Consider the following 24,563-nt stretch of genomic DNA (forward strand, 5'->3'; position numbering starts at 1 on the left):
GTCGGGAGGTCGGCTCCTCCGGACGCTCTGCCGTCCGGTGGGCCGGGTTCGCCGGCCGGCGCGGTCCGATGGCGGCGTACGCACCGCTCGGCTGCGCACGCCCGATCGGCGTACCGGTCGGCCGGCTCGCGTCCGGTCGGCCGGATAGGCCATGCTCTCGTGGTGGATGGCACACGGGAGGTCTGAATGATGGGCGAAGGTCTCCAGCCGCGGGCGGTCGGTCCGCGGGTTGCGGCGATCGTGCCGGCTGCCGGCCGCGGCGAGCGGCTGGGCGGGGGCACCCCGAAGGCGCTGCGTGCCCTGGGCGGTCGGCCGATGTTGGTACGTTCGATCGAAGCGCTGCGACGCGCGGAGTCGGTGACGCAGATCGTGGTGGCCGCACCACCCACTCTGGTGGAGGTTGTGGCGCAACTGCTCGGGCGGGACGTACGCGTGATTGCCGGAGGCGCGGAGCGGGTGGACTCGGTCCGCCGGGCCCTGCTCGCGGTGGACGACGACATCTCCGTCGTCCTCGTTCACGACGCGGCCCGGCCGCTGACCCCACCTTCCCTCGTTGACGCGGTCGCCGCGGCGGTGCTGGCCGGCCATCCGGCGGTGATCCCCGTGCTCGGCCTGACGGACACCGTCAAGGAAGTCGGCCCGGACGGACGGGTGATCCGTACCCCGCCCCGCGACGGGCTGCGGGCCGTGCAGACCCCGCAGGGATTCCGGCGTGACGTGCTCGCCGCCGCGTATGCCCTGAAGGACATTCCGGTGACGGACGACGCCGGTCTGGTGGAGGCTCTCGGGGTGCCGGTGATGACCGTCCCCGGCGCGCAGGAGGCGTTCAAGGTGACCCAACCGCACGATCTCGTACTCGCCGAGGCGCTGCTGGCCCGTTGCGCCCCGGGCGACGCCTCCGCGGGTGCCGACTCCCGCGGCGGGGCCGACTCCCGCGGCGGCCTGGATGTGCGCGGTGGCTCGGATGTCCGGAGTCCCGGGTGAGCCCGGACATGCCCACGTCGGCGGACGGCGGCGTGGCCCCGACGGACCGGCCGGCCCCGGCCTCGAACGCGGTGACCACCGCGGTGCTGCCGCGCGTCGGCATCGGCATCGACGTGCATCCGTTCGCGGCAGGTCGGCCGTGCTGGGTCGCCTGCCTGGAGTGGCCGGGGGAGACGGGCCTGGCCGGGCACTCGGACGGTGACGTCGCCGCGCACGCGACCTGTGACGCACTGCTCACCGCATCGTGCCTCGGTGATCTGGGGAAGGTCTTCGGCACCGACCGGCCCGAGTACGCGGGCGCCTCCGGCGCGGTCCTGCTGGCCGAGACGGCCCGGCTGCTGGCCGTCGGCGGCTGGGTCATCGGGAACGTGTCGGTCCAGGTCATCGGCAACCGCCCGCGGATGGCGGCGCGCCGCGAGCAGGCCCAGGAGGCGATGTCCGCGGCCCTGGGCGCCTCGGTGAGCCTCTCGGCGACGACCACCGACGGGCTCGGCCTGACCGGCCGGGGCGAGGGGCTCGCGGCGATCGCCACGGCCCTGGTCGTGCGGGCCTGAGCGCTGGCCGCGCCCGAGGGGTATGCCGATCCGGCATCGCTCGGTAGTGTGCCGACGGTGAGTGAAAGGCTGGGCCGTCGTTGGCCGCGCCCCGAGGAGTCTGATGGCTGGTCGCCTTCCCGAGCCGGTGCGGGCCCTCGCGGACGCGCGGATCCACGTGGTCCTGGCCACGGTCCAACCCGACGGCTCGCCGCGGATGACTGTGCTCTGGGTGGATCGCGACGAGGACGAGCTGCTGCTGTCCACAGTGCGCGGACGCGCGAAGGAACGGGACATCGCCCGTGATCCGCGGGTCGGGCTGATGTTCCTCGACCAGGAGAACCCCTACTCCTACGTCGAGGTGCGCGGCACCGCGACGCTGACCGCGCAGGGGGGCCGAGAGCTCATCGACCGGCTGTCGCTCAAGTACACCGGCGACATCTACCGGTGGGACGATCCGGGCGAGGTCCGGATCGTCATCCGGGTCGTGGCCGACCGGGTGCTGACCGTCGGCTGACGGCCGGCTGACCCGGGCTGAGTGCCCGCCGCCGGAGCCGGAGCCGTACCCTTGACAGATGGGTCTTCACCTCTACGACACGCGTAGGCGGCGTGTGCGGCCATTTGAGCCGCTGCGCCCCGGTCACGTGGGCGTCTACGTGTGTGGACCCACCGTGCAGTCGCCGCCGCACGTGGGTCACCTCCGCACGGCCCTGCCGTTCGACTTGCTGCGCCGGTGGCTGGTGCAGTCCGGGCACGAGGTGACGCTCGTCCAGAACGTGACCGACATCGACGACAAGATCATCACCAACGCGGACCGGGACGGCACCTCGGTCTGGGAGCTCGCCACCCGCCAGACCAGGGCCTTCGACGACGCCTACCGCACGATCGGCATCCTGCCGCCGACGATCCAGCCGCGCGCGACCGGCCACATCCCGGAGATGATCGCGCTGATCTCCGCGCTGATCGACGGCGGCCACGCCTACGCCGGCGGGGGCTCGGTCTGGTTCCGGGTCGGATCCTTCGCCGGTTACGGGGCCCTGTCACACCAGCGGCCGGATGCGATGCTGCCCTCGGCGGAGTCGGAGTCCGGCAAGTCCGATCCGCGGGACTTCGCGCTGTGGAAGGCCGCTCGCCCCGGCGAGCCGTTCTGGTCCTCGCCCTGGGGCGAGGGCCGTCCCGGCTGGCACCTGGAGTGCTCGGCGATGGCAGGGAAATACCTCGGCCCGGCCTTCGACATCCACGGCGGCGGGCTCGACCTGGTCTTCCCTCACCACGAGAACGAACGGGCGCAGACGGTCTGCGCGGCGGACGGCGCCACCGGCGGGGACACCGGCGAGATGGCCCGGTACTGGATGCACGTCGGGCTGCTTACCACCGGCGGCACGAAAATGTCGAAGTCGCTCGGCAACTCGGTGCTCGTCGCCGACGCCCTCGGCGCCGTCCGTCCCCAGGTGCTGCGCTACCACCTGCTGTCGGCGCACTATCGGTCGACGCTCGAATACACCCCGGAGGCGCTGGACGAGTCAGCCGCGGCGCACGACCGGGTGGAGACCTTCGTCCGCAACGCACTCGACATCCTCGGCGGGCCGGGTGAGGCGGCGGCGCTGGCGGCCGACGACGGCCCGTCCCTGCCCGGGGCAGCCGTCCGGGGACGGGCGGCTCGGGGCGGCCCCGGCAGCGAGGCCGTGGGCGGCACCGCGGGAGATGCGGTGACGGGGCTGACCCCGCAGCGGGCATGGGCCGACTTCGAAGCGGCCATGGACGACGATCTCGCGGTCGGTCGCGCGCTGGCGGCCATCTTCGGCGCGGTGGGTCAGGGCAATCAGGTGCTGTCGAAGGCGCACAGCCGCCAGCTGGCAGGCTGGGTCAACGTCACCCGCCGGATGCTCGGCGTCCTCGGGCTCGACCCGCACGAGCAGTGGCCCTCCGCCGGCGCCGAGCTTCGGCCCGCGCTCGATGGGGTCATGCAGATCGCGCTGGATCTGCGCTCGGCGGCGCGAGCCCGGCGGGACTACGCCGAGGCGGACTCGATCCGTTCGCGGCTCGCGGCGGTCGGCCTCATCGTCGAGGACACCCCTGAAGGGCAGCGCTGGCACCTGGCCTGAGCCCGCTCGGCGGCGGCCCCGCAAGCGCGGGGCTGCCGCCCGGCCGCCCAGCCGGGTGCCCGGTTACGACGGCGCGCGCAGATTGCCTGCCGGTCGTGTATCAGGCAGACAGTCTTGTGGAACGTTCGGCGCCGGCCTGAGCCACGGGCCGGCGCCTGCCGATCAGCGTGCGCGCAACGTGATGCGCGTCCAGGCACCCAGGTAGACGCGGTCGCCGTCCCGGAGCGGGACGGGCTGGCCGGGTTCGATCGGGTCCGGCTCGTCGTTGAGCCGGGTGCCGTTCGTCGAGCCGGGGTCGCGCACGGCATAGCCGCCGTCGGGGAGCTGCTCGAACAGCGCGTGGCTGCGCGAGATCCCCGGATCCTCCGGCGCGCCGGACAGGTCGATGTCCGGGTGGATGCCACGCGACTCGCTGCGCCGCCCGACGAGCATCTGCTCGCCGGCAAGCGCGAAGACGCGGCGCGGGTAAAAGGTCGGGAACGGCACCCGGTGGTCGTCGCCGCTGTCGTAGTACTCGCGCTCCGCCTCGACGATGGCCTCCCAGACGGTGGCCCCCGCCGGGGGACGGTCACGTTCCCACCCGCCGGCGCCACGCGGGTCGTCGGCGATCGGATCGCGCCGACCACCCCGCCCGGCATCGTGGCGCGGGTCGTCGAGGTCCGGGCCGCTCAGCCGCGGGTCGTCGAACCGCGGATCGCCTCCGGGCCGGGCGTAACGGGGGTCGGTGGTGTGCCGCGGATCCACGCTGCGGCCCGGCAGACTCCGGTCGGGCGCGGCGCCTGGGTCGAGGCCCAGCGGGTCGGCCTCGTAGCCGTACCCCTCGTCGCGTCGGCTGCGGCGATGGGTGTCGGACTCGCGGTCCAGGTCCTCGCCGTACCCACCAGCGCCGCGGCCCTCCCGGGCCGGCGGGTAGCCGCCGCGGTCGGCGTCGGGGTACCCGGCCGGGGCGCGGTCGTCGCGGCCGGTGGGGTAGCCGCCGCGGTCGGCCCGTTCGTCGGGGGCGCGGCCGTAGGGGTCGCGGTCGGCGTCGGGGTATCCGGCCGGGGCGCGGTCGTCGCGGCTGTAGGGGTCACGTCCGCGGTCGGCCCGCTCGTCGGGGACGCGGCCGTCGGGGACGCGGCCGTCGGGGACGCGGCCGTCAGGGGCGCGGCCGTAGGGGTCGCGGTCGGCGTCGGGGTACCCGGCCGGGGCGCGGTCGTCGCGGCCGTAGGGGTCGCGTCCGCGGTCGGCCCGCTCGTCGGTGCCCGGCCGGTCGTCGCGCCGCCGAGCGTAGGCGTCACGGTCGAAGCCGCCCGGGTCGTCGTACGGGCCCGCCGGGTAGCCGCGACCGCCACGGGGCTGGTCGGCGTAGCCGTCCCGGCCGTACCCGCCGTACGGGTCGCCGCCGCGTGGCGGATCCCCCGCGCCGGACTGGTCGGCCGGCGAGCGCCGGATGCCCAGCTGATCGTAGCCCCCCGCACCGACGGCGTCCGGGTCGTCCGGCTGCGACGGGCCGCGCCGACGCTGGCCGCCGGGCTCGTCCGTCCCATAAGGAGACCGACCACCGTCGTCGGGACGATATTCGTATCTCTCCTGACCACTCATGATCCCAATTCCGCACCGATCGCAGTAGTCGGGTCGTGAGACAGGTGCCCCGCAGGGCAACGTGCCCTCACCTGATCACCGGTTCACCCGGAGGGTCCTCGTCGACCGTGTGTCAAGGACCATCTCATCGATCTTCTTGACGTTCTTCTTCAACCGAACCGTACCTGTTGTGGCATTGTCGATGTGCACCACCTTCTGTAGGAGGCGGTAGGTGTCTTCGTTGCCGGAGGCGAGCGCCAGCTGGGCCCCACGTCCGAGCAACAGTGTTGCAGTGGCCTCGTCGCCGGATTGACGCGCCTCCAGGCCACGCAGCACCGAGGCCGTGAGCTCGGCCTGCCCGGTGTAGTGGGCAACGGCCGCGCTGACCCTGGTGGAGCGCGTCTCGTCGTCGGTCCACACCGCTCTCACCAGCGTCTGCGACGTTTCCCGGCCGTCGATGACGAGGCTGACTCGCGCGGCCAACGCCTCGGTCCCGACCGGCCGGGCCGGCACCCGGATGTTCAGGTGGTAGTCGCGCGACTCCGTTCCCCACGCGCCGGTAAGGTAGTCGACGTTGTGATCATCGGACGTGGTCGCCTCGACCTTCAGGTCGCGCAGCGTGGGGGAGACTTCCCGGAGAAACCCCACCTTGGCGCCCCGCGGGGTCCACACCCGCAGCGCCACCCGGTCCGTGGCTCGGCTGGTGGCGGTCGCGATCACGCTGGTGAAGTCCGCGACGAGCTCATCCGGGCTGCCGATCGCGTCGACCGTGCCCAGCAGGTCCGTCGCGATCAGCCGCAGCTCGTCGACGTGCCAGTCGATGCCAATGCCCCGGCAGTCGCATTGAAACCGCCCGCGGGACGCGGCGACGGCCGCTGCCAGGTCCGTCGCCAGCTCGCCGTTCTGGCCGTCGGTGAGTAGCAGCGCGTGCGCGACGGCCTGCGGCCTGGTCCCCGTCAGCGCCCGCGCCAGGTCAAGCCAGCGGCCGATGGCGGTGCCGCCGTGCGGCTCCATCTGGTTCACCGCGCGGCGGGCCTGCTCCCGGGTTGCGGGGGTGGCAGCCACCACGCGCGGACCGTCCGGGTAGATCATGCTGGCGGCGCCGGTGCCGCGCACGATCGCGAACCAGACACCGTCGGGCAGGCAGTCGATGGCGGCGCACGTCGCCCGGCGCGCCTGGGCGATCTTCTCCGGCGGATTCGCCATCGAGCCCGAGCAGTCGAGCAGGAGGACCTCGACGAGTTCCGGGCGCGGTGATCCGTCCGACGGTGGGGTGCCGTCCCACGGTGGGGTGCCGGCGCGGCTGGCGAGCCCGTGCGGGCTGTCGGGCCGGCCGGTCGACGTCACGGTGACCACGGCGTGCACGTCCGTCCCGCCGGGCGGGAGGTACTCGTTCTGGTAGACCTCCGCGGTGAACGCACCCATCAGTGATCCACCCTGGCGGCGACCACGGTGATGTTGTCGTGGCCGCCGGCGTCGATGGCGAAGTCGACGAGGTGGCGGGCGACATCGATCGCCGTGCAGTGCGGTGGTAGCTGGTTGACCAGCGAGGCCATCACGTCCGGCCGGGAGGCGTAGTTCCACAACCCGTCGGAGCAGACCAGCACCGTGGCCGGCATCTCGATCGGGAAGATCTCCGTGTGTGGGGCCACGTCCTCGACGTCGCCGCCGAGCCAGCGGGTCAGCGTGTGCGCCCGCCGATGCGTCTCGGCCTCGTTGGCGGGGATGAGACCCGCCCGAGCGGCCTCGGCGGCCCAGGTGTCGTCCGAGGTCAGCCGCTCGCACCAGCGCGGCCCGAGCAGGTAGACCCGGCTGTCGCCGACCCAGCCGACGGTGACCATGCCGGGACCGTCGGGCGTCGGTGGGGTGACGATGGCGGCGGCGAAGGTGCAGGACGGTGCCATCCGTCCCTCTACTGCGCTGAGCTGGGCGATTGTGGCCTGCGCCGCGTCGACGGCGGCGTGCAGCGCGGCCTCCGCGTCCTCCGGGGAGAAGCCTCCGACGATCGCGCGCGGCGCCGTGCGCGGCTCGTCGTACCCCGAGTACGCCGGCTCCAGGATGTCCAGCATGTCGTCGGCCGCGCTGGCGCCACGAGGGGGGCGGGTGTCGAGGTGGACCGGACGGCCGGGTCCGTGGGCCCGCACGGCGTCCGCGAGCACCGCCATCGCGGTTGCGGCGGCGGCGGCCGATGCCTGACCGGAGCCGGGCGTGGTCGAGACTCCGTCGCACACCACCGCGATGAGCGTGCCGTAGACGACGGCGAGCCCCATCGCGTCCTCGTTGGTCGTGTGGCGCACCCCCCGGTCGCACACGCCGGCCAGCTCGCCGAGGTCGACCTCGCTGTGGTCGGCGTCGCCGTGCGCCGGGTCCGGACCCTCCAGCGGGTGGCCGCAGAGCTCGCAGTAGTGGTCGTCGGAGTACACCGGCGCCGCACACACGGGGCAGCGGCCCAGGTCGTCATCGGGGTCGAAGGCCCCGCTCCCGGTGAGCTGGTAAGCCACCGTGGGTGCGTCGTCGTGCGCGTTGAGGTCCACCGTCATGCCGCCGGGAGGGAACGTTCGCGTGCGGGCGGTGTGCGCAGAGCCATGTGCTGGGTGCCTCCTGCCCCTGCTGATCCGGTTATCGGAGCTCGCCGCCGTCGCTCCGCGACGCCGAGGGCGCACGGCCGGCGACCGGACGAACTGGTCACACGCGTCGAGCTGGTCATCCTGGATTCATGGGACGTATTCTCCCAGCTTCCCCCGCGGCCCGTCGACGACGGAGATCGCCCTGGGCGAGCCAGGTCCCGGCGCATCCTCCTTCGCCGGTGCGCAAACTCAACAGAGCGTAAGGGTCGAGTGTCGACGATGGTGGCGGCCATGCCACCGCCGGGGCGTCGGCCGTGGCGGCCGACCCGGGCCCGCGCTCGTCGATCATCGGCTGGACCTCCGCTCGGGCCGAACCGGCTGGGACCACCCAGGTCACCGGCGTGGGACTGCCGCCTCAGGATAGGGCGCCGGACAGCCCCGAACGACCATGTCGTGGCAGGTGGTCGGGTTCGAGCCCGTCAGACCCCCGACCGGGGGCCCCTGGCGGGCTCGCCAGCCGGGCCGGGGCGGTCGTGTTCGGCGCCGGCCGCGTCCCCGGCGCCGGCCGTATACCGTGGTGACATGGTCATTTCCGCGGCGCACGCCGGTCGGTGGCACTGATGGCCGGCGCCGCGCGCCGCGGTGGCGGCGGGATCGCCCGGGGCGGGCAGGGCGGCCGGGCCGGTAAGACGGGCTCGCATCGCAAGGGAGCCGGTGCCGGCAGCGGTGGCCAGGGCCGCAAGGCCCTGGAGGGCCGTAAGGCGACCCCGCCAGCCCATCTGCGTCCCGGCCATCCCGCCCAGCGCCGGGCGGCCGCCGGCCGGGCCGCGCAAACCGGGGAGCGGGGGCGGGGCGCCGCCGACGCAGCCCAGGCCGGGCAGGCAGGCCCGCGCTCGCGGCGGCCCGAGGCCGACGAGCTGGTCGTCGGCCGCAACGCGGTGGTCGAGGCGCTGCGCGCCGGGGTGCCGGCGTCGAGCCTCTACGTCGCCGGTGGCCTGGACTTCGATGAGCGGCTCGCCGACGCGCGCCGCCTTGCCGCGCGGGCGGGGATCGCGGTGGTCGACGTCGCCCGCCCGGACCTCGACCGGATGTGCGGCACGGCGCCGCATCAGGGGCTCGCCCTGTCGGTCCCGCCGTTTCGCTACGCGCATCCCGACGACCTGCTTGCCCGCGTGCGTGCCTCGGCTCCCGGCCTGCTGGTCGCGCTCGACGGCGTCACCGATCCCCGCAATCTCGGTGCCGTGGTGCGATCCGCGGCGGCCTTCGGCGCCCATGGCGTCGTGGTGCCCGAGCGACGCGCCGCCGGGATAACCGCCGCCGCCTGGAAGACGTCGGCGGGTGCCGCCGCCCGGCTGCCGGTCGCCCGAGCCACCAATCTCGCGAGGACCCTGGTGTCCTTCGCCGAGTCCGGCCTGTTCGTCGTCGGGCTGGCCGCGGACGCCGACACGACCATCGACGAGCTGGAGATGGCAACCGATCCGATCGTGCTGGTGATCGGGTCCGAGGGGCGTGGGCTGTCCCGGCTGGTCGAGGAGCGCTGCGACGTGACAGTCCGCATTCCGATGGCCGGGGCGGTCGAGTCCCTCAACGCCGGAGTGGCCGCCGGCATTGCGCTGGCCGAGATCGCCCGCCGCCGCCGCCGCGCCTGACCGATTCCCGATTCCCGGTGCCCCCGGAAGGTCACGCAGCCGAGTAACTCGCGGCGGAATGCGCAGACCGCCCCGGCGTCCTTGTAGCCTCATGCCCTAACTTGGGCGTCGGGCCATCTCGGGGGAACGGACGACGGTGCGGGGCAGGCGGGAATCGTCGGCGCGGCTGTTCGTGCTGCCGAGTTTCCTCATGGCCGAACCGCGCCCGCAGCTGACGCTGCTCCCCACCATCGCGTTGCGGCAGGTGCTGGAGGCGGTCTTCGCGGCGCTGCGACTGTATGCGGCGCTCTTCCTCGTCGGCTGCGTGCTGCTGTGGCACGGCTGGTATGCGAGCCACCCGTTCGCCCTGTTGATCGCGGCGCTGGCGGTTGCCTGGTCGCTGACGTTCGCCCTGGTCGCGCTGCGTCGCGGTATCGGGCGGGCGCTGTCGGCCGGCAATGTGGCCGCGGCCCTGGCCCTGGCCTCTGGGGCACGCCTGTGGCTGCCGCCGGAGTCGGTCGGGGAGTCGGCCTCGTTCGTGCTGCTCGCGGCGACGCACGCGACCGCGGTGGCCGCCTGGGCCTTCCCCACCGGCCCGTTCCTGGCCGTGACGGTGCTGACGGCCGGTGCCTTCGCGGCCGGGGCGTCCGCCGACGGGCCGCCGTCCCCGGCGCCGCTGATCATCATCGTCTGCGTGGGGCTGCTCGTCCGGTACGTCATGCCCCAGGTGCGCGCGCTCGCGGGTGGGGCGGAGGCGCAGCTGGCCGCGGTGGCCAAGCGGCGCGTCGGCGAGGACGACGTGCTCATCCTGCTGCGGGCGCAGCGGGAACGTGAGCTGTCGATCCACAACGCGGTGCTCAACACCCTGACCGGTATCGCCTGGGGCGGTGGTGCCGACGGGCATCTCACCCGCCGCCGCTGCGCCGAAGGCGCGATGGCCCTGACGGGGCTGCTCGGCGAGCGCGACCCACCGCGGTGGGTCGGCCCGGTGCGGCGGCCGGCGGACGCCGAGATCCTGGTGTCGGCGCGTGGGCCGAGGGCCGACGAGGGCGCGGACGGCGAGCTGGTGATCGGGCCCGGGCCGGCCGGCCACCTGCCCGGTGGGCCCGGAGGTCCGGACTCCTGGGCGCCGGTGGCGCCCGCGGCCGGCTCGCTGCGTGCCCTCTACACTATGCGGTTACGCCGCGCGACCAGTCGGTTCGCCGCGCTCTGGCTGATCCTGCTGGTCCTGCCCGCCGGTCGCGCCCTGCCGCAGGTCCGTTCGGTCCCGCTGGCGCTCGCGATGCTGCTGGCGCCGTTCGCCGCGGTAGCTGTCGCCCGGCGGCGCTTCCGGACCGGGCCGTTGTCGCAGCCGGAGGCGGCGGCCGTGGTGCTGCTCTGCCTGGGGATCACGCTGGGAGGCGGGTGGAACGCCGCCGACGCCGACGGGGCGCGGATGATGGCGTGGCCGATGCTCAGCCTGCCACCACTGTTGATGTTGGTGACGGTGTCCCGCCCGATGTGGCGATGGGTGCTCGCGTCCGTTGCCGTCGCCGCCGCCATGATCGCGGTGAGCCTGCTGTTCAACCCGTGGGACCCGCTGTCGCTGTCCGCTCTTCTCCTGTGGCTCTACTATTTGTGGATCATGCAGATTTGCCTGGTCATGGTGGGTCCGCTGCTGTGGAGCACGGCCGATGTCCGCGCCTGGGCCGGCCATTGCGAGCGGGAGCTGGGCCAGCGGGCGGAGAACCGGGACCAGCTGCGTGAGCGTCGCCGAGGCCTGCTGCGGGCCGTCGAGCGGGATGTGGCGCCGCTGCTGGCCGCCGTCGCGGCGGGCCGGCTTGACCCGCGGGCTGAGGTCGTGCGCTCGGAATGTGCCCGCCGTGCGGTCGCCGTGCGGCGGCTGCTGTTCGACGACGACGCCGTGCACAGCGCGATCGGAGAGGCCATCGATGCCGCCGAACGGCACGGCACGGTCGTGTCCAGCCAGATCTCCGGCGGCCTCGACCAGCTGCCCACGTCGGTGCGCGGCGAGTTCGTCGAGCAGCTCCACCACGCGCTGCGGGTGATGCCGAGCCGTCGGGTGCTGCTCACCATCACCGCTCAGTCTCGTACCGCGAGCCTGTTTCTGTCCTGTTCATGGCCGGCGGGTCAGGTGCCGCCGGCGCCGTCGGGTCGAGCCATCGACATGATTGTCGACGTCGACGACGGGCAGCTCTGCATGGAGTTGCGCTGGCCGCCCGCGGGCACGCCGCCCCGGCTGGGAGGACCACCCGGGCTGGGAGTGCTGACCGGAGGCCCGCCCGCGGAGAGGACCTGACCGGAGGCCCGCCCGTGGAGAGGACGGAGCCCCGCCCCCCGGATGGAGGGCGGGGCTCCTGACCCGCGCTGGGTCGCGTCGCCTCGCGCAGGCTGCGGCTCACGGTCCGCCGAGCACGATCTAATTGATCATGTGCGGATCAGGGCCGGCCGAGTGCGGATGTCGGCGCGCTGTATCGGGGCCTCAGATCCGGTGTCCCCAGCAGGACTTCGACGCGTACCAGGGGCTGGTACCCGCCTGCGCGTACAGCTGCCGCGCGCGCTGCCACTGCTCCCCGACGCTGGCGTGCTGCGGCAGGCCCCTGCCGCCCAGGCCGTGCCACGTACTGGGCAGGAACTGGAACAGGCCGCCGGCTCCGATGGAGTTGACCGCGTGCGGGTTCCCGCCGGATTCGCAGGGAATGACGGCGCGCAGGAAGTGATCTGCGTTGGGGGCCGCGCTGGCCGGCTGGGACAGCGCGAGGCCGCCGCCGACGGAGGCGGCGAGAGTGGTGGCGATGACTGCGGCCCGGGTGCCGAGCTTGATCCGGTTGAGGCCCCGACCGAGCGAACGAGCGTTGGACATTGAGTTACCCTTCCCCACGCCTACGAGGTGAGCTGTCGGGTTCGGGCTGGGAATGCCCGGCCGCGGTTCTCGGCTTCACCCCTAGGGCGCCTGAACTCGGCGCCCGAAATTGGTTCCCCCATCCCTGCCACAGGTTTGATTCTCGTCGGGTGGGAGCAGGGTTCGGCGTGCCACCCGACGTCTGCCATCAGTTGACGGCATGGCGACGAACATAGCTGAGCGTGACCCGGAGAAATCAAGGGTACGTGAGGATCGACACAGTACGTTCTAATATCTTTAAATGATCTCTGAATTGCGATTTCGCGCCCGCGTGGCGCGCCCGATTTTAACGGCCTTCGGCGCACCTGGAAATACCTGATCTGCGGTTGACCTGCCACGCTCACCGTAAATCTTCCACGGTGCGTGGCAGGTCTTTTTCCGGGCGTGGCGAGAGGGCCTGCTACCCGCGTTGCCGGCAAAGCTAACGGAGCCGAAGAAAAATTTCGCGGTCACCGTGGCGGTAACGCCGATTTTTCGCTTTTCCGAACTATACGGTACGCAACCAGTAGTCCCGCTTGTGCGGATGTGTCCACCGACTGGGCCACGGGCCTGTCGGTGACCGATGCCCGGCCGGGGCGACGGGGTCTCAGGGGTGGTAGGTCCAGGCCGAACCGGTGCCGCGGTACTGCTCGACGGGGATGGGCACGACCCCGGGCCGCATCCGGTCGGTGTAGAGGTGCCCGTGCAGGTGGTCGATCTCGTGCGCGACCAGGCGGGCCAGACCCTGGCGGTACACCGTGATGTGCCGGCGGCCGGAGATGTCGGTGTGCTCCACGTGCAGCTCCAGGGAACGCGGCACGATCCCGCGGACGTCGAAGAAGCTCAGGCACCCCTCGTACTGCTCGTCGCTCTCGGGGGCGGACTCGATGACGCGTGGATTGAGCAGGGTGAGGATGTCGCCGTCCGCCGACCGCACGATCGCCGCGGCCCGGTTGATCCCGATCTGGGGCGCGGCGATGCCCATCCCCTTGCCGAAGGTGTGCAGCGCGGACACCCGTTCCATGGCCGATGACAGCTCGGCGACGACGCGGCGGGCATCCTCGGCCTCGGCGGGCAGCCCGAACGACCGGGCCGGCTGGTGGAGCATGGGATCGCCGATCTGGACGATGCCCGTCGCGGCCATCTGCTCGCTGGGCCTGGGAACGGTCCGGTCGGCCGGGTTCCGGCTCGTCGCCCCGGCCCGGAAATTCCATTCCAGGCGATACCGGGCGTGCAGGGGTGGCTTGCTGGTGGACCAGGTGAACACCCGCCTGTCGGCGGCATCCGCGCGGGCGATCGCCGTGCGGAACGGGAAGGCGTCCGCGGTCATCGACGTCTCCATGCCCCACACCACGGGATCGACCTCGGCGGGGAAGTCCAGCACGACCGACAGGAAACTGGTCGGTACCCGGACGGCTCGCTGGAACCATGGGCCCCACTTCTCCTCGCCGACCCGGTAGCTGTATTCGATCCACGCCGATTCACCCGGGTAGAGGGGGAATCGACCCTGATTGTTCTCGAAGAGGAGCCAGACCTCCTTCAGTGCGTCCCAGTCGGTCTTGACCTGCCAGGACATCTGCTCGTCGCCGCAATGTGCGCTAAGCTGCAGCTCCTCCCAGCGCAGCGGATTGCTGCGGTAGAGCCGGGCGGAGCGCTCCTGGTCCCCGGGAAAGCGGTCGACGGAGATCCGCATCAGGTAGCGCGTCACCGGTTCGATGCCGGTGTTGAGCACCCGTCGGCGCTGGTGGGCGACGTACATGCCGTCCTCATAGCGGAGCTCGGCGCGGTCCTCCTCAACGACGAGCCCACCGGAGTCGGGGCCGCCGCGGGCTGTCCGGGATGACTCGGCCGGCGCGGCCGCGGCAATGGGGGACGCCGCGCCCCCCGGCGGCGGGGGCACTTCGCCGCCGGGGCCGGCCGGCCGGGCACCCGTGCCCCTTGTTCGGGGGACGCCGTCGCCAGGCTCGCCGGTCGCCTCCCAGGGGCGCGCGGCGAGGTGGAAGTAGGCGCCCGGGATGCGTAGCGCGTCGGCGATGCGCTCGATCAGGGAGAGCCGAGCGATGTGGTCCTCGCCCTGCATGATCCGGCTGACCCGGCTCTGGCTGAGGCCTTCGACCGGGGACGCGATGCGGTTCTGGCTCGCGCCGTCGTACTTCTTCATCAATCGGAAGGCCATCCGGAAGTCCCGGGTCTCGCAGGCGGTCCGGAAGTCGGGCCGGGCGAGCAGGACGCGAGAGACCCGGTAGGGACCGGATTCGTAGGACATCGCCCGGCCTTCCGTCCAGCTCCGACATGTGTCGATCGCCGTGCCAGGACGGCGGAAAGCCCCCGGCGTCAGGCTCCGGCTGATGTATCGGAATGATGACGTTATGCCAAACCGGCATAGTTTGCCGGCGCTTGCCGGCACCGCGGGGTTGTCGCGGATCCGACATACGGCCGGGCTGGACGGCCGGGCGGCATCGGGGCGGATCTGGTACGAGGCCCGCGGCCCCCGTCTACGTCCCACCCGGCCGGGCCATCCCTTCCCGCCCCATTTGGGAGGAATCGAGGCTGCCCCGCGGCGTCGGCGCGGGGCGCGCCTCGGCGGCTGTGGTCCGGTCCGGACCACAGCGGCCAATACGAAAAGAGCATGCCTGACTGACGTTTCCCGGCCACCGCGACGCGGGCGAACCTGGAAGCAGGCCGGCCCCGCCCCGCGTCGAGCCGCGACCTCCGCCGGGCGGGGCCGGCGCACCCGGCGGCCCGGTCGACCACCGTCAGCCCGGATGGGAGGGGCGCAGCGAGGGCCACCGATCTCGGTGGCCGCCACCGGCGTTGCTGGCGGCCACCGGTGTGGCCGGCCGGGCGGACGCTGAAGCGGGGCGGCAGGCACGGAAGGGCGGTGACGATCGTGACGGAGCCGAGGAGAGATCATGATCAACCTGCGGTCGTCTACGGCGTTGTCCGGTTCGCACCCGGCGGCAACCGGCAGGTCACCGACGTGATGATCACCTTTGTCTCCGCGTCGGCCGCGGACGCCTTCGCGACCGCGCAGGGCTGGCTGGAGTACGAGGTGGCGCCCCTGCGCTTCTTCGTCCACGAGCGGCAGTCCGCTGTCGCCGGGCTGCCCCCACCGATCCGGCCATCTCCATCCGCCCCCACCACTGCCGCGCAGTCGCTGACCGGTGCCAGCCCGGGCGAGCCAGCCGCCCCTGCCGACCGGCTGCCGCGGACAGGTGACCCTGCCCTGCCCAAGCAGGGTCACCGCCCCGCCGCCGATCCGGCCGGACCCCCCGGATCGGCGGCGGCGTACCCGGAAGATCAGGCAGGGGCTACCGCGGCCGGCTCGCGGGACGCGAGCTCCGTCCTGCCGGCGGCGAATCGGCAGGACGACCGACGGGTCACCGTGACGCCCTGGGGACTGGACCGCTGGGCGGTCGTGCTGCGCGCGGGGTCCGATCCGGTGGAGGTGTTCCGGGCCGTCGCCCGGCTGCCGGCCAGCCTGGTCTTCACCGCGGCCTACGGCGACGTCGACGTGGTGCTGGTGTACGGGAAGGGGCCCGGCGGCGATCCGCCGCCGACCCGACCGCCGACCGTGGTGGAGACCGCGCTCGGCGTCGAACCGGCGGGACCGGTCCAGGCGCGCTGGATGACGGCGGGCGAGCGGGAGGCGTACCGGGCGGGGTACGCGGCCGCGGTGGACGGCATCCGGCGAGCTCTGTCGTAGCCGCCGTGCCCTCAGCCGTCGTCGCGGAAGTGCAGCGTGACGCGATGGGTGTCCGACGGCCAGGCGGGCACCCGCAGCACCCCGCGATGCGCAGCCTGCCCCCGTGGGGTCATCGCGACCTCGACCGAGCGGTCGCCCGCCGGGATGTGCAGATCCGTGCCGGTGAGGAAGCCGACCCCGAAATGGGAGGGTATCGGGGTCATGACGTCGGAGACGCCGTCGGCACCGCGATCGAACAGGTACACACCGAGGGCCAGCTTGGTGCGCGGGGCCACCGCCGCGCTCAGGACATTCGTCCCGTCGACGGTGAGGATGTCGCTGGCCCGCCCCTGGTCGCCCCACCATTCCAGGGCGCGGGTGACGACGAGATCGGTCTGTTTCGGGCCGGTCTGCATGCCGCCGCCGATCTCCTGGCCCGGCCGGCTGGTCAGGAGGCGGACGAGCCGATCGCTTCGGCGGAAGGGTTGATAGTAGAAGTGGTGCACGGGCTCCCCGGACCGGACGACGGCGAACTCGTAGGAGGCGGTGCCGTCCGCGCGGAACGGACCCCAGGAGCCGTCGGCGGGCAGGGCGAAAAGGCCCCCGAGGCCCTTCGGCAGGCGCTTACCCGTCTTCGGGTCGAGCTGGTAGATCTCCAGACGGGCCTCGTCGACCCCGGCGTTCGCGGGATAGAGCAGCACCCGGCCGGAGATTTCGATCTGACCTTTCTCGGCGGTGATGTCGGTGGTGAACGGCTCGGTACCGGTGAGGAAACGGAACATCTCCCGGAACGTGCCAGGCGAGGTCAGCAGCCCGATGCGGTCCAGGCCGGGGAAGCGGACGTTGCCCGCCCCGGGGACCCGAAAGCTGGGATCCCCGGTGCTCCAGACGACGAGCATCGGCACGCCCCCGGGGGGCTTGGCCGCCAGGGAACCATCCACACTGACCACATGCGCGATCCGATTCGCCCGCCCGGTGGAGCTGGCCAGGTACCGCTCGGTGAGCCCGGCGCCCTCCGCCAGGCCCACCAGATCGACCTTCTTCATACCGGTCGTCCTGAGCAGGCCCTGGATCTGCTTGTCGAGCTGCGGGAATACCTTCTCCGAAGAATCGGTCGAGGATGACGCGTCGTAGTCGAAGGCGGCGATCCGGTCGGCCGGATAGCCGTTGCTGGCGAACCGCTGTGCCTGCGACTCGAACTGGTCCCCCGAACCGAGGGCGCCGTGAACGAACAGCAGCGGCAGGCGTGCGGTGTCCGGCGGGGCCATGGGCCCCGCCACCTCCCGGGCGAGCGCCGTGAAGTGGGCCTGCGCGGAGGTGGAGCCCTCACCGGTGGAACACGCGCCCGTCGCCGCGGCGAGAACCACCGCGGCCGCCAGGCCGAGCCAGCGTCCGCGAGGCATGCGATGCCCCTTCCCTGCGGGATGTTCGACGGCCGCCGCCGGCCGCCGCCAGTCTTGCTTCGTCAATGACGCTACAGAAATGACGCTCAGTGGGGCATGAACCCGAAACGGTCGGGCTCGATTCCTTGGTGGAACAGCGAAAGATATCGTTGTCTTCCTTCGTCCGCCAACCATCCGGGGCAGGCGGAGCGCCCGTTGTGGCGATGGTGGGAACGGGTGGCGCGGGCTGATCCGAGCCCGCTCGGGCCCTGCACGGCCGCCGCCGATCCCTGGCTGCGCGCGGGCCTGGGTGGGGTCGGACCGGGCGGCGCGGAACCCTTCCAGGATGCGGCCGGGCGCTGGTGGCTCGGATTCCCCACCTGGAACCGGGCCGACCCGGCGGACTCTCTCCACACCGGCCGGCAGCTCGTCCTCGCCCCGCTGACGTCGCATGCTCCGCCGTCGATCGTTCTCGGATCGTGGCCGAGGATCGGGACCGTGGCCTCGGCCGCCGCGGGATGGTCGTTCCGGCCTGGTTGCGCGGAGTTTGCGGCGCCCGGTCGTGCCGCCCGGAAAATGAGATGCGGAAACCACCTCGCGCTGCCATGATTCCCGGATGGGCGCTACGGGCGACGACATTCCCTGGCAACGGAGACAAGCCCCCGAGTCCACCGGCGGCGATGTCGGGGGTGCCGACGCCGGCGATCCGGGCCGGCACGCCGGGCTGCGTTCCTACCTGGGTTTCGTTGCCACCTTCAAGGGTTCCATGGTGCTCGTGGTCGTCTTTTTCGCGGTGTCCAACGTGGCGCTCGCGGTCCTGCCCGTCTTCATCGGGAGATTCGTGCAGGCCCTGGCTGGCGTGGCGGATTCCACCGACGGTGTTTACCGGTACGCAGTGATCCTCATCGGCTGTAACATCCTCCACGACCTGACCTGGCGAGCCGCCGAGATATTGTATCTTCGGCTGCTGAACGATCGGGGATATGAGTACGAGAACATCCTCTTCCATAGAGTTATCAACGAACGCTACCCGTACTTTGTCGGCAAGTTCACAGGTAAGATCAGCAGTTATATTGCGATGTTGGGCCGCGAGTTCCGGGAGATCCTGGAAACCACCTGCTTCACCTACGTGGAGCAGATTATCAGGGTGCCGTCGATCATCATTATCATGTTCTCCGTCAACCTGTACTCGGGACTCACATTTTTCTTGGCCGTGCTGCTGATGATGGCGATCGGCCGACATACCGTGCGCCGTTCGTCCCGGGCGGAGAAGCGTCTCGCGGACGAAATCTCCGAGCTGGACGGCTATGTGATCGACGTCATCGCGAACTTCGTCAGCGTGAAGTCCTTCCGGCAGGAGGGGACCGAGCATGAGCAGGTGATCCGGCGTCGCCGCACCGTCATCGAGGCCGCCCGCCGCTCGTACTTCTGGACCATCGTGTTCTGGGCCTCGATGTCCCTCGTGGTGCGCTATCTGGTCTGGCCGGTCTCGATCCTGCTCAACCTGCACCTGTACCTGACGGGCCAGCTCGGCCTGGCTCAGTTCACGACGTTCCTGTCGGTGTTGGTGATGTTCTCGGACTTCATCTGGGGAACGGTCTGGGAGATCGCCCAGCTGAATCTCCGCCTGGCGCGGGTCGAGGAGGCCTACCGTTACCTTTTTGCCGACCGGCCCATCGCCGTGGACCCGCCGGTCGAGCTGCCCGGGACGACCCTCGCGGCCGCGTCGCGTGCGCCGGGCCGACTGGAGTTCCGCGGGCTGTCGTTCGCCTATCCGGAGAACGACGGCCGGCCGGTGCTCGCCGGCATTGATCTGACGATCGAACCAGGCGAGAAGATCGGTATCGTGGGTCGCAGCGGAAGCGGCAAGACGACATTGATAAAACTGCTGCTCGGATATTATCCGCTGACGGTGGAAACCGTCCGGGTGGATGGCCGTCCGACGTCGAACTATGCGCTCGCCACGAGAATCTCCTATGTCCCGCAGGACACCACGCTGTTCCACCGGTCCATCCGGGACAACATCACCTATGGGACAGCCGCCGCAGCGACGCAGGAACAGATCGAGTCGGCCGCGCGGCGGGCCCACGCGCACGGTTTCATCAGCCAGGCGCCGGAAGGCTACGACACCATCGTCGGTGAGCGCGGCATCAAGCTGTCAACCGGACAGCGGCAGCGGATCGCGATCGCCCGCGCATTCCTCGATGCCAAACCCATCCTGATTCTCGACGAGGCGACGAGCGCGCTGGACAGCGAGAGCGAGGTGCTCGTCCAGCACGCGCTGGAGGAGCTCTGGCGCGACAAGACGGTGATCGCTGTGGCGCACCGACTGTCGACCCTGCTGAACATGGACCGGATCATCGTTTTGGACGCGGGCGGCATCGTGGAACAGGGGTCGCATCGCGAGCTGCTCGACCGGCACGGCAAGTACCGCGCACTGTGGCAGCGGCAGAGCGGCGAAATGCGCTCCGTAGACGGAGTGTGAAGGTCGGCCGGCGTTGCCCGGCGGACCTCCTCCGGGTACCGTCGGCCGGCCACGGCGGGTGCAGGCAGCCGGAACGAAGCGGAGAGGTGACCCCCGCGCATGATGTCGACGGGTGGGTTCGGCAGGTCTCTGGCCCGTTCGGCGGAGGCGACGGCTGGTCCGAACTGGCGGCGCAGTTTCGCGTGGATCAGTCGAGGACGTCCCAGGACATCTCGGAGCCGACGGCGGCGGCGATAAGGCGGGGGATGCCCTCGGCGAGCGCCCTCGACCACGGCGGCGGCGCCGCCGCGGTGGTCAGGATCGCCGGGAGAGCTTGCGCCGACGGGCCGCCGCATCCGGCCGCGAGCTGCAGCGGCCCCCAGGGGCCGCCGGGCAGGCAGGTGCTCGCCGAGTGCACGCTCGCCGGGCTGGCCGTGAAGGTCGCGGCAATTCGGCTGACGGGCGCGATGGCGGCGGTCGGCCCCGAAGGCGTCGTGGCCGACCCGGTACCACTCGCGGGCGCGGTACCCGGCCCGGATTGCTGGGCGGCAGTCGGGAAGGCGACCTCGCGGACGGTCGCCGACGGCGGTGACCCCGCGCCCACCCCCGCCGTCATCGCCGAAGGGGGAACCGCGTCCTGCAGCGAGCCCGTCGCCGCCACGGGGGGCGCCCCGCCTGCCGAGGCCGCCGCCGCACCGGCCCGGGTGGCTGTCGAGGGGACCCACGCCGTCGAGCCCACCAGCGCCGCAGCGCCGGTCGCCGCCCGGCCGGCCGACGCCGCGGGGTAGGCCGCCGCCGAACCGGGCGGTGCCCCCAGGACCGTTCGGCCGGTCGGGTCGGTCCGGCCGCCCGGCAGCGGTTGCACGGCGGTCTCGGGCCCGGCCAGGACCCCAGGACCGGCCGCGCCGGCCTGGTAGCCGGCGGTCGGGTCGCCGCCGGTGAGGTCGTCGGTGGTGGGGCCGTCGGTGGTCGGGTCAGTCGCGGCACCGGGGATGTTCGAGCCACCGGCGATGAGGGACTTCCCCCCGCCGGGCGGGGAGGGGACGCGGGAATGGGGGCTGGTCGCATCGCCCTCGGTGGCGCCGCCCGCCGCGATGGCGTTGGGCGGCTCCGCCGGTGCGGTGGCGAGGAGGATCGCGGCGGTCACCGCCGCGGCGACCGCGGTCACCCCCGCACCGGGGACCAGCACGCCGCGCCGCTGCCGGGGCCGGCGGGTGGCCCGCCGTTCGCGGGGGAGCGTCGGGGTCGGCTCGCCGCCGGCCCCGCGCAGGCGGGTGACGGGCGTGCGGCCGCCTGGCAGGGCGACGTCGGCGTCCGCGCCGTCGGCCGCCGCGGCGCCCGCGGTGGCGGCGATCTGGCTGAGGATCCGGTGGGCGTCCGGCCGGCGTTCCGGCCTTTTGCGCAGGCTGGCAGCAACCACACCGCGCAACGGGCCGGGCAGGCCGCTGAGGTCCGCCTCACCGTGGACCGTCCGGTAGAGCAGCGCGTCCAGGGGGCCGCCGCCGAAGGGCGGGCGCCCGCTTGCGGCGAAGCACACCGTCAGGCCCCAGGAGAAGACGTCGGCCGCGGGGCGTGGGCGACGCGTGGTGGTCAGCAGCTCGGGCGCAAGGTAGCCGATGCTGCCCATCACCACGCCGGAGGCGGTCATCATGCCGGGCAGGCCGGCGACGATCCCGAAGTCGATCACCTTCGGGCCGTCCGCGGCCAGCATGACGTTGCCCGGCTTGAGGTCGCGGTGCACGACGTCGGCGTCGTGGATGGCGCACAGCGCCTCCGCGAGCCCGCGGGCCACCTCCCACAGCGCCTCGCCGGACAGCGGCCCGCCGGTGGCGACCGATGAGTACAGGGTGGGTCCCGCCACGTACTCGGTGGCGATCCACGGCTGGTCGCCGTCGACGTCCGCGGCCAGCAGCCGGGCCACCCGGGGGCTGTCGATCGCGGCCACCGCCGCGGCCTCCCGGTGGAAGCGGTGGCGGAACGCCGTGTCGGCGGTGTGCTCCTCCCGCATGACCTTGACCGCGGCCCGGGTGCCCGCGTCGTCCTCGCCGAGGTACACGATGCCCATGCCCCCGCTGCCGAGCCGACCCTTCAGCCGGTACGGACCCACTTCGGGCGGATCGCCCGCCCGCAAAGCCTTCCAGGACACGCCACGTCCCCCTCGGATGCTTGCGTCGTGCCGAGGCCGCGCCCAGGCGCAGCCGTGCCGGGCACCGGGGGTGCGGCGACACCACGAACGCCGGCACGCCCGGTCGCGGCCCACGCCGCTACCCGACCAAATCAGTTGTACCCGGACGATTCGGGCGGAATGTTTACCGAGCGAGCACTGTCGGTGAAAGTGGCCTGGTCGGGCTGGTACCCCCGAGGGGTGGGTTTGGGCCAGCCGACCAACCGACCCGGCCGGACGACGCAGATGCGATTACCCCACGCTCACCTGCACGTTCGGCCGGGTTCGGCGCTCGAGGGGCTAGCGGGCGGCCAGTCGGCGGACGTCCGCGGCGGAGGTGCCTAGCCCGGTTGGGCTACCGAAGGGCCGCCGGTCGGCGGAGGGGTGGTAGCGCAGTTCGGCCTCCTCATATCGGTGCGTCCCTTGGTGCCAGCGCAGGACGCCGACCAACCAGTTCTGGAGCTCCCGGGCGTAGGAGCCGATCGCCGCGCGGGCGTCGCCGTCGAGGTCGAGACGGTCGAACAGGTCGGGCAGCTCCCTGTCCACGACGTGCTCGAACTGCCGTATCCGAGCGGTCATCAGCCCGTTGACCACCTCGACGGCGCGGTCGCGGTCGCAGCCGAGGAAGTTCTCGACGACCAGCACCGCGTTGTGGATCTCACCTTCGAACTGGATTTCCTTCTGGTAGGAGTAGAGGTCGTTGAGCAGGCAGGCGAAGTCCGCGGCGGCGTTCTCCAGGGCCCGCAGCGGCCGGGTCCGGAAGACCTCCGCCGGCACGCTGTTGCCGCGGGCCAGCCGGCACAGGCTCATCGTCAGGTCCGAGCCGAACGTCGCGCGGCGCATCTCCAGGTAGTCGATGGGGTCGGGGATGCGGTTGTGAAACTGGTTGGCCAGCTCCCACAGCCAACTGTCGAGCATCACGTCGATCGCCCGGCGAAACGATGCCTGCGCGGCGGGTTCCATCCCTCGGGTGGTGCGTTCCCACAGGTCGGCGAGGCCCCGTTCCAGGGCGCTGACCGGCAGCTCGGTCAGCGGGCCGTCCACTGGCATGAAGGAACGCAGCCGCTCGTTGCACAGCTTCGCCGCGGCCAGGTTCCGGGATGCCCCGAAGATCGCCGGGTAGTAGTCGTCCGCATAGGTTCCCCAGGTCAGCCAGCCCGTCGTGATGTCGAGCTCGTCGGCGGTCGCGTCCGGGTGGATGCCCGCCGAGCACAGGGCGAAGTCGGCCGCGCGCAGTTTGTGCTCGTCCCAGATGCCCGGAACCCGGTCCAACAGGCCCATCGACCGCGCCCAGCGGACGACCTCCTGTCGCGAGGAGTCCAGGTGGGGGCTCTGCCCGGTGGTGTAGGGCAGGTAGAACTCCGGCAGCGGGGTCGGACCGACGACCCGGAACGGCACGTTGGCGAACGACCGGATCCGCCGCGGCGCGGTGGCCAGCAGGGACGGGATGACCCGGATGGCCGAGGTGCCGAGGCTGGGGATCCCGGGGATGCCGGGCAGTCCGGCGGTGGGGACGAGGCTGCCCGTCCCCCCGAGCCCGACGGGGAGCCCGAGGCCGGGCGGGACCCCGTCGGGCGTCGCCTCGCGGTTCATGTAGCGGCTGGAGCGCAGGTGCCACTCGTGCCCGCCGGACTGCCAGTCCTGCAGACCCTTGACGTACGCCAGCGTCGCGAGCCGGCCCGCCGGGTCGATGGCGTGCTCGTCGAGGACGGCCGGCAGCTCGGTGGCCGCGGTGTGCTCGAACTGGTGCAGCCGGGAGGTCAGCAGGTCGTTGACGGTCTCGGCGGCGGCCTGCGTGTCGATGTCGAGGAATCGCTCCACGACCAGCACCCCGTTGCTGAGTTCACCCTCCTCGGTGACCTCGCGTTCGTAGGAGAACAGGTCGTTGCGCAGGTGCACCGCGTCGGAGAAGGTGTCGCGCAGCACCTGCAACGGGCGGGTGGCGGCGACGCGGGCGGGAACCTCGGCGTCGGCGGCGTGCTCGACGAGGTTCGCCGACCAGGGGGCGCCGCCGACCTTGCGGCGCATCTCGACGTACTCGATCGGGTTGGACAGCCGGGCGGCGTTGATGTTCTCGAGTTCCCAGAGGGACTCGTCGAGCAGGTTGCGGGTGCTGACGGCGAAGCGGGCCCGCCAGTCGGCGGATCTGGCCGGCACGGTCCGCGTCCACAGGTCGGCCAGGCCCCGCTCCACCGGGTTCGACGGCTCCTCGGTGATCGCACCCTCCACCGGCATGAAGGCGGGGAGCCGGTCGAGGTAGGCGCGGGCGCCGGCCATGTCGTTCGTCCGCTTGTAAAGCTCCAGGAAGTGGTCGTCGAAGTAGAAGACCCAGACGTACCAGTCAGTGATCAGGTTCAGGCGATCGGCGGTGGCGTCGGGATGGGTGTAGCCGCACAGCAGGGCGTAGTCGTGGGCGTCGAGGTCATGCTCCGTCCAGATCGCGATGCCGTGCTGGGGAGTGTCGATCATCTCCATCTCCCGAGCCCACGCCTTGCTGTGTTCCCGGGCCTGCTCCAGATGGGGACTCAACCGCGCCGGATAAGGCACGTAGAACTCGGGAAGGGTGAAAGGCTGCATAGTTTCTCCGGGAAAACCCTCGTCTGCCGC

At 72.1% G+C, this 24,563-nt stretch carries 16 protein-coding genes and 1 riboswitch; of the genes, 8 read left to right on the forward strand and 8 right to left on the reverse strand.

From position 1 onward, the window contains the following. Positions 1-189: 189 nt before the first annotated feature. The 4 genes from ispD to cysS all read left to right on the forward strand — a co-directional run bounded on the left by ispD (position 190) and on the right by cysS (position 3,622). Positions 190-984 carry a 2-C-methyl-D-erythritol 4-phosphate cytidylyltransferase gene (gene ispD / locus NBZ83_RS01035; RefSeq protein ID WP_261574147.1) on the forward strand — a complete coding sequence of 265 codons (795 nt, stop codon included), beginning with the start codon at positions 190-192 and terminating at the stop codon, positions 982-984. 71 nt (positions 985-1,055) lie between these two features. Further along, positions 1,056-1,538, forward strand: a complete 483-nt coding sequence (gene ispF / locus NBZ83_RS01040) for a 2-C-methyl-D-erythritol 2,4-cyclodiphosphate synthase (protein WP_261574162.1) — start codon at positions 1,056-1,058, stop codon at positions 1,536-1,538. A 103-nt stretch (positions 1,539-1,641) separates the two neighbouring features. Next, the gene (locus NBZ83_RS01045) at positions 1,642-2,034 is read left to right on the forward strand and encodes a PPOX class F420-dependent oxidoreductase (protein ID WP_261565707.1); all 393 of its coding nucleotides are present in this window, start codon (positions 1,642-1,644) and stop codon (positions 2,032-2,034) included. A gap of 58 nt (positions 2,035-2,092) precedes the next feature. Beyond that, positions 2,093-3,622 (forward strand): cysteine--tRNA ligase, encoded by a 1,530-nt coding sequence (gene cysS, locus NBZ83_RS01050; protein WP_261565709.1) that lies wholly within the window; start codon positions 2,093-2,095, stop codon positions 3,620-3,622. A 162-nt stretch (positions 3,623-3,784) separates the two neighbouring features. Here cysS and NBZ83_RS01055 read toward each other — a convergent pair whose 3' ends face one another. The 3 genes from NBZ83_RS01055 to NBZ83_RS01065 all read right to left on the reverse strand — a co-directional run bounded on the left by NBZ83_RS01055 (position 3,785) and on the right by NBZ83_RS01065 (position 7,725). Next, entirely contained in the window at positions 3,785-5,206 is a 1,422-nt protein-coding gene (locus NBZ83_RS01055; RefSeq protein ID WP_261574148.1) for an FHA domain-containing protein, read from the reverse strand. Between the two features lie 75 nt (positions 5,207-5,281). Further along, complete coding sequence (locus tag NBZ83_RS01060; RefSeq protein WP_261565712.1) at positions 5,282-6,610, reverse strand: vWA domain-containing protein; 1,329 nt, start codon at positions 6,608-6,610, stop codon at positions 5,282-5,284. Then, positions 6,610-7,725: a PP2C family protein-serine/threonine phosphatase gene (locus tag NBZ83_RS01065; protein WP_261565714.1), complete on the reverse strand. Its 1,116-nt coding sequence runs from the start codon at positions 7,723-7,725 to the stop codon at positions 6,610-6,612. The genes NBZ83_RS01060 and NBZ83_RS01065 overlap by 1 nt, the downstream gene beginning before the upstream one ends. A 647-nt stretch (positions 7,726-8,372) precedes the next feature. Here NBZ83_RS01065 and rlmB point away from each other — a divergent pair. Further along, complete coding sequence (gene rlmB, locus NBZ83_RS01070; RefSeq protein WP_261574149.1) at positions 8,373-9,401, forward strand: 23S rRNA (guanosine(2251)-2'-O)-methyltransferase RlmB; 1,029 nt, start codon at positions 8,373-8,375, stop codon at positions 9,399-9,401. Between the two features lie 136 nt (positions 9,402-9,537). After that, the gene (locus tag NBZ83_RS01075) at positions 9,538-11,679 is read left to right on the forward strand and encodes a hypothetical protein (RefSeq protein WP_261574150.1); all 2,142 of its coding nucleotides are present in this window, start codon (positions 9,538-9,540) and stop codon (positions 11,677-11,679) included. A gap of 183 nt (positions 11,680-11,862) precedes the next feature. On the opposite strand, the gene NBZ83_RS01080 is transcribed toward NBZ83_RS01075, so the two are convergent. Together NBZ83_RS01080 and NBZ83_RS01085 are read right to left on the reverse strand one after the other, a co-directional pair. After that, complete coding sequence (locus NBZ83_RS01080) at positions 11,863-12,243, reverse strand: transglycosylase family protein (protein ID WP_261565719.1); 381 nt, start codon at positions 12,241-12,243, stop codon at positions 11,863-11,865. A 2-nt stretch (positions 12,244-12,245) separates the two neighbouring features. Beyond that, positions 12,246-12,421: riboswitch (cyclic di-AMP (ydaO/yuaA leader) on the reverse strand. A gap of 447 nt (positions 12,422-12,868) precedes the next feature. After that, complete coding sequence (locus tag NBZ83_RS01085) at positions 12,869-14,527, reverse strand: peptide deformylase (RefSeq protein WP_261565721.1); 1,659 nt, start codon at positions 14,525-14,527, stop codon at positions 12,869-12,871. A gap of 615 nt (positions 14,528-15,142) precedes the next feature. Between NBZ83_RS01085 and NBZ83_RS01090 the strand changes: the two genes are divergently transcribed. Further along, positions 15,143-15,967, forward strand: a complete 825-nt coding sequence (locus NBZ83_RS01090) for a hypothetical protein (RefSeq protein ID WP_261565722.1) — start codon at positions 15,143-15,145, stop codon at positions 15,965-15,967. Between the two features lie 11 nt (positions 15,968-15,978). Here the strand turns inward: NBZ83_RS01090 and NBZ83_RS01095 are convergent, their stop codons facing one another. Further along, positions 15,979-17,349 (reverse strand): lipase, encoded by a 1,371-nt coding sequence (locus NBZ83_RS01095; RefSeq protein WP_261565723.1) that lies wholly within the window; start codon positions 17,347-17,349, stop codon positions 15,979-15,981. A 595-nt stretch (positions 17,350-17,944) separates the two neighbouring features. Between NBZ83_RS01095 and NBZ83_RS01100 the strand changes: the two genes are divergently transcribed. Next, complete coding sequence (locus tag NBZ83_RS01100) at positions 17,945-19,813, forward strand: ABC transporter ATP-binding protein (RefSeq protein ID WP_261565725.1); 1,869 nt, start codon at positions 17,945-17,947, stop codon at positions 19,811-19,813. 187 nt (positions 19,814-20,000) lie between these two features. On the opposite strand, the gene NBZ83_RS01105 is transcribed toward NBZ83_RS01100, so the two are convergent. Then, positions 20,001-21,938: a serine/threonine-protein kinase gene (locus NBZ83_RS01105; protein ID WP_261565727.1), complete on the reverse strand. Its 1,938-nt coding sequence runs from the start codon at positions 21,936-21,938 to the stop codon at positions 20,001-20,003. A 318-nt stretch (positions 21,939-22,256) separates the two neighbouring features. Then, entirely contained in the window at positions 22,257-24,533 is a 2,277-nt protein-coding gene (locus tag NBZ83_RS01110) for a family 2 encapsulin nanocompartment cargo protein terpene cyclase (protein ID WP_261565729.1), read from the reverse strand. Positions 24,534-24,563 lie beyond the last annotated feature (30 nt).

The sequence above is a fragment of the Frankia gtarii genome (genome assembly GCF_025403375.1).
Classification (GTDB): domain Bacteria; phylum Actinomycetota; class Actinomycetes; order Frankiales; family Frankiaceae; genus Frankia; species Frankia gtarii.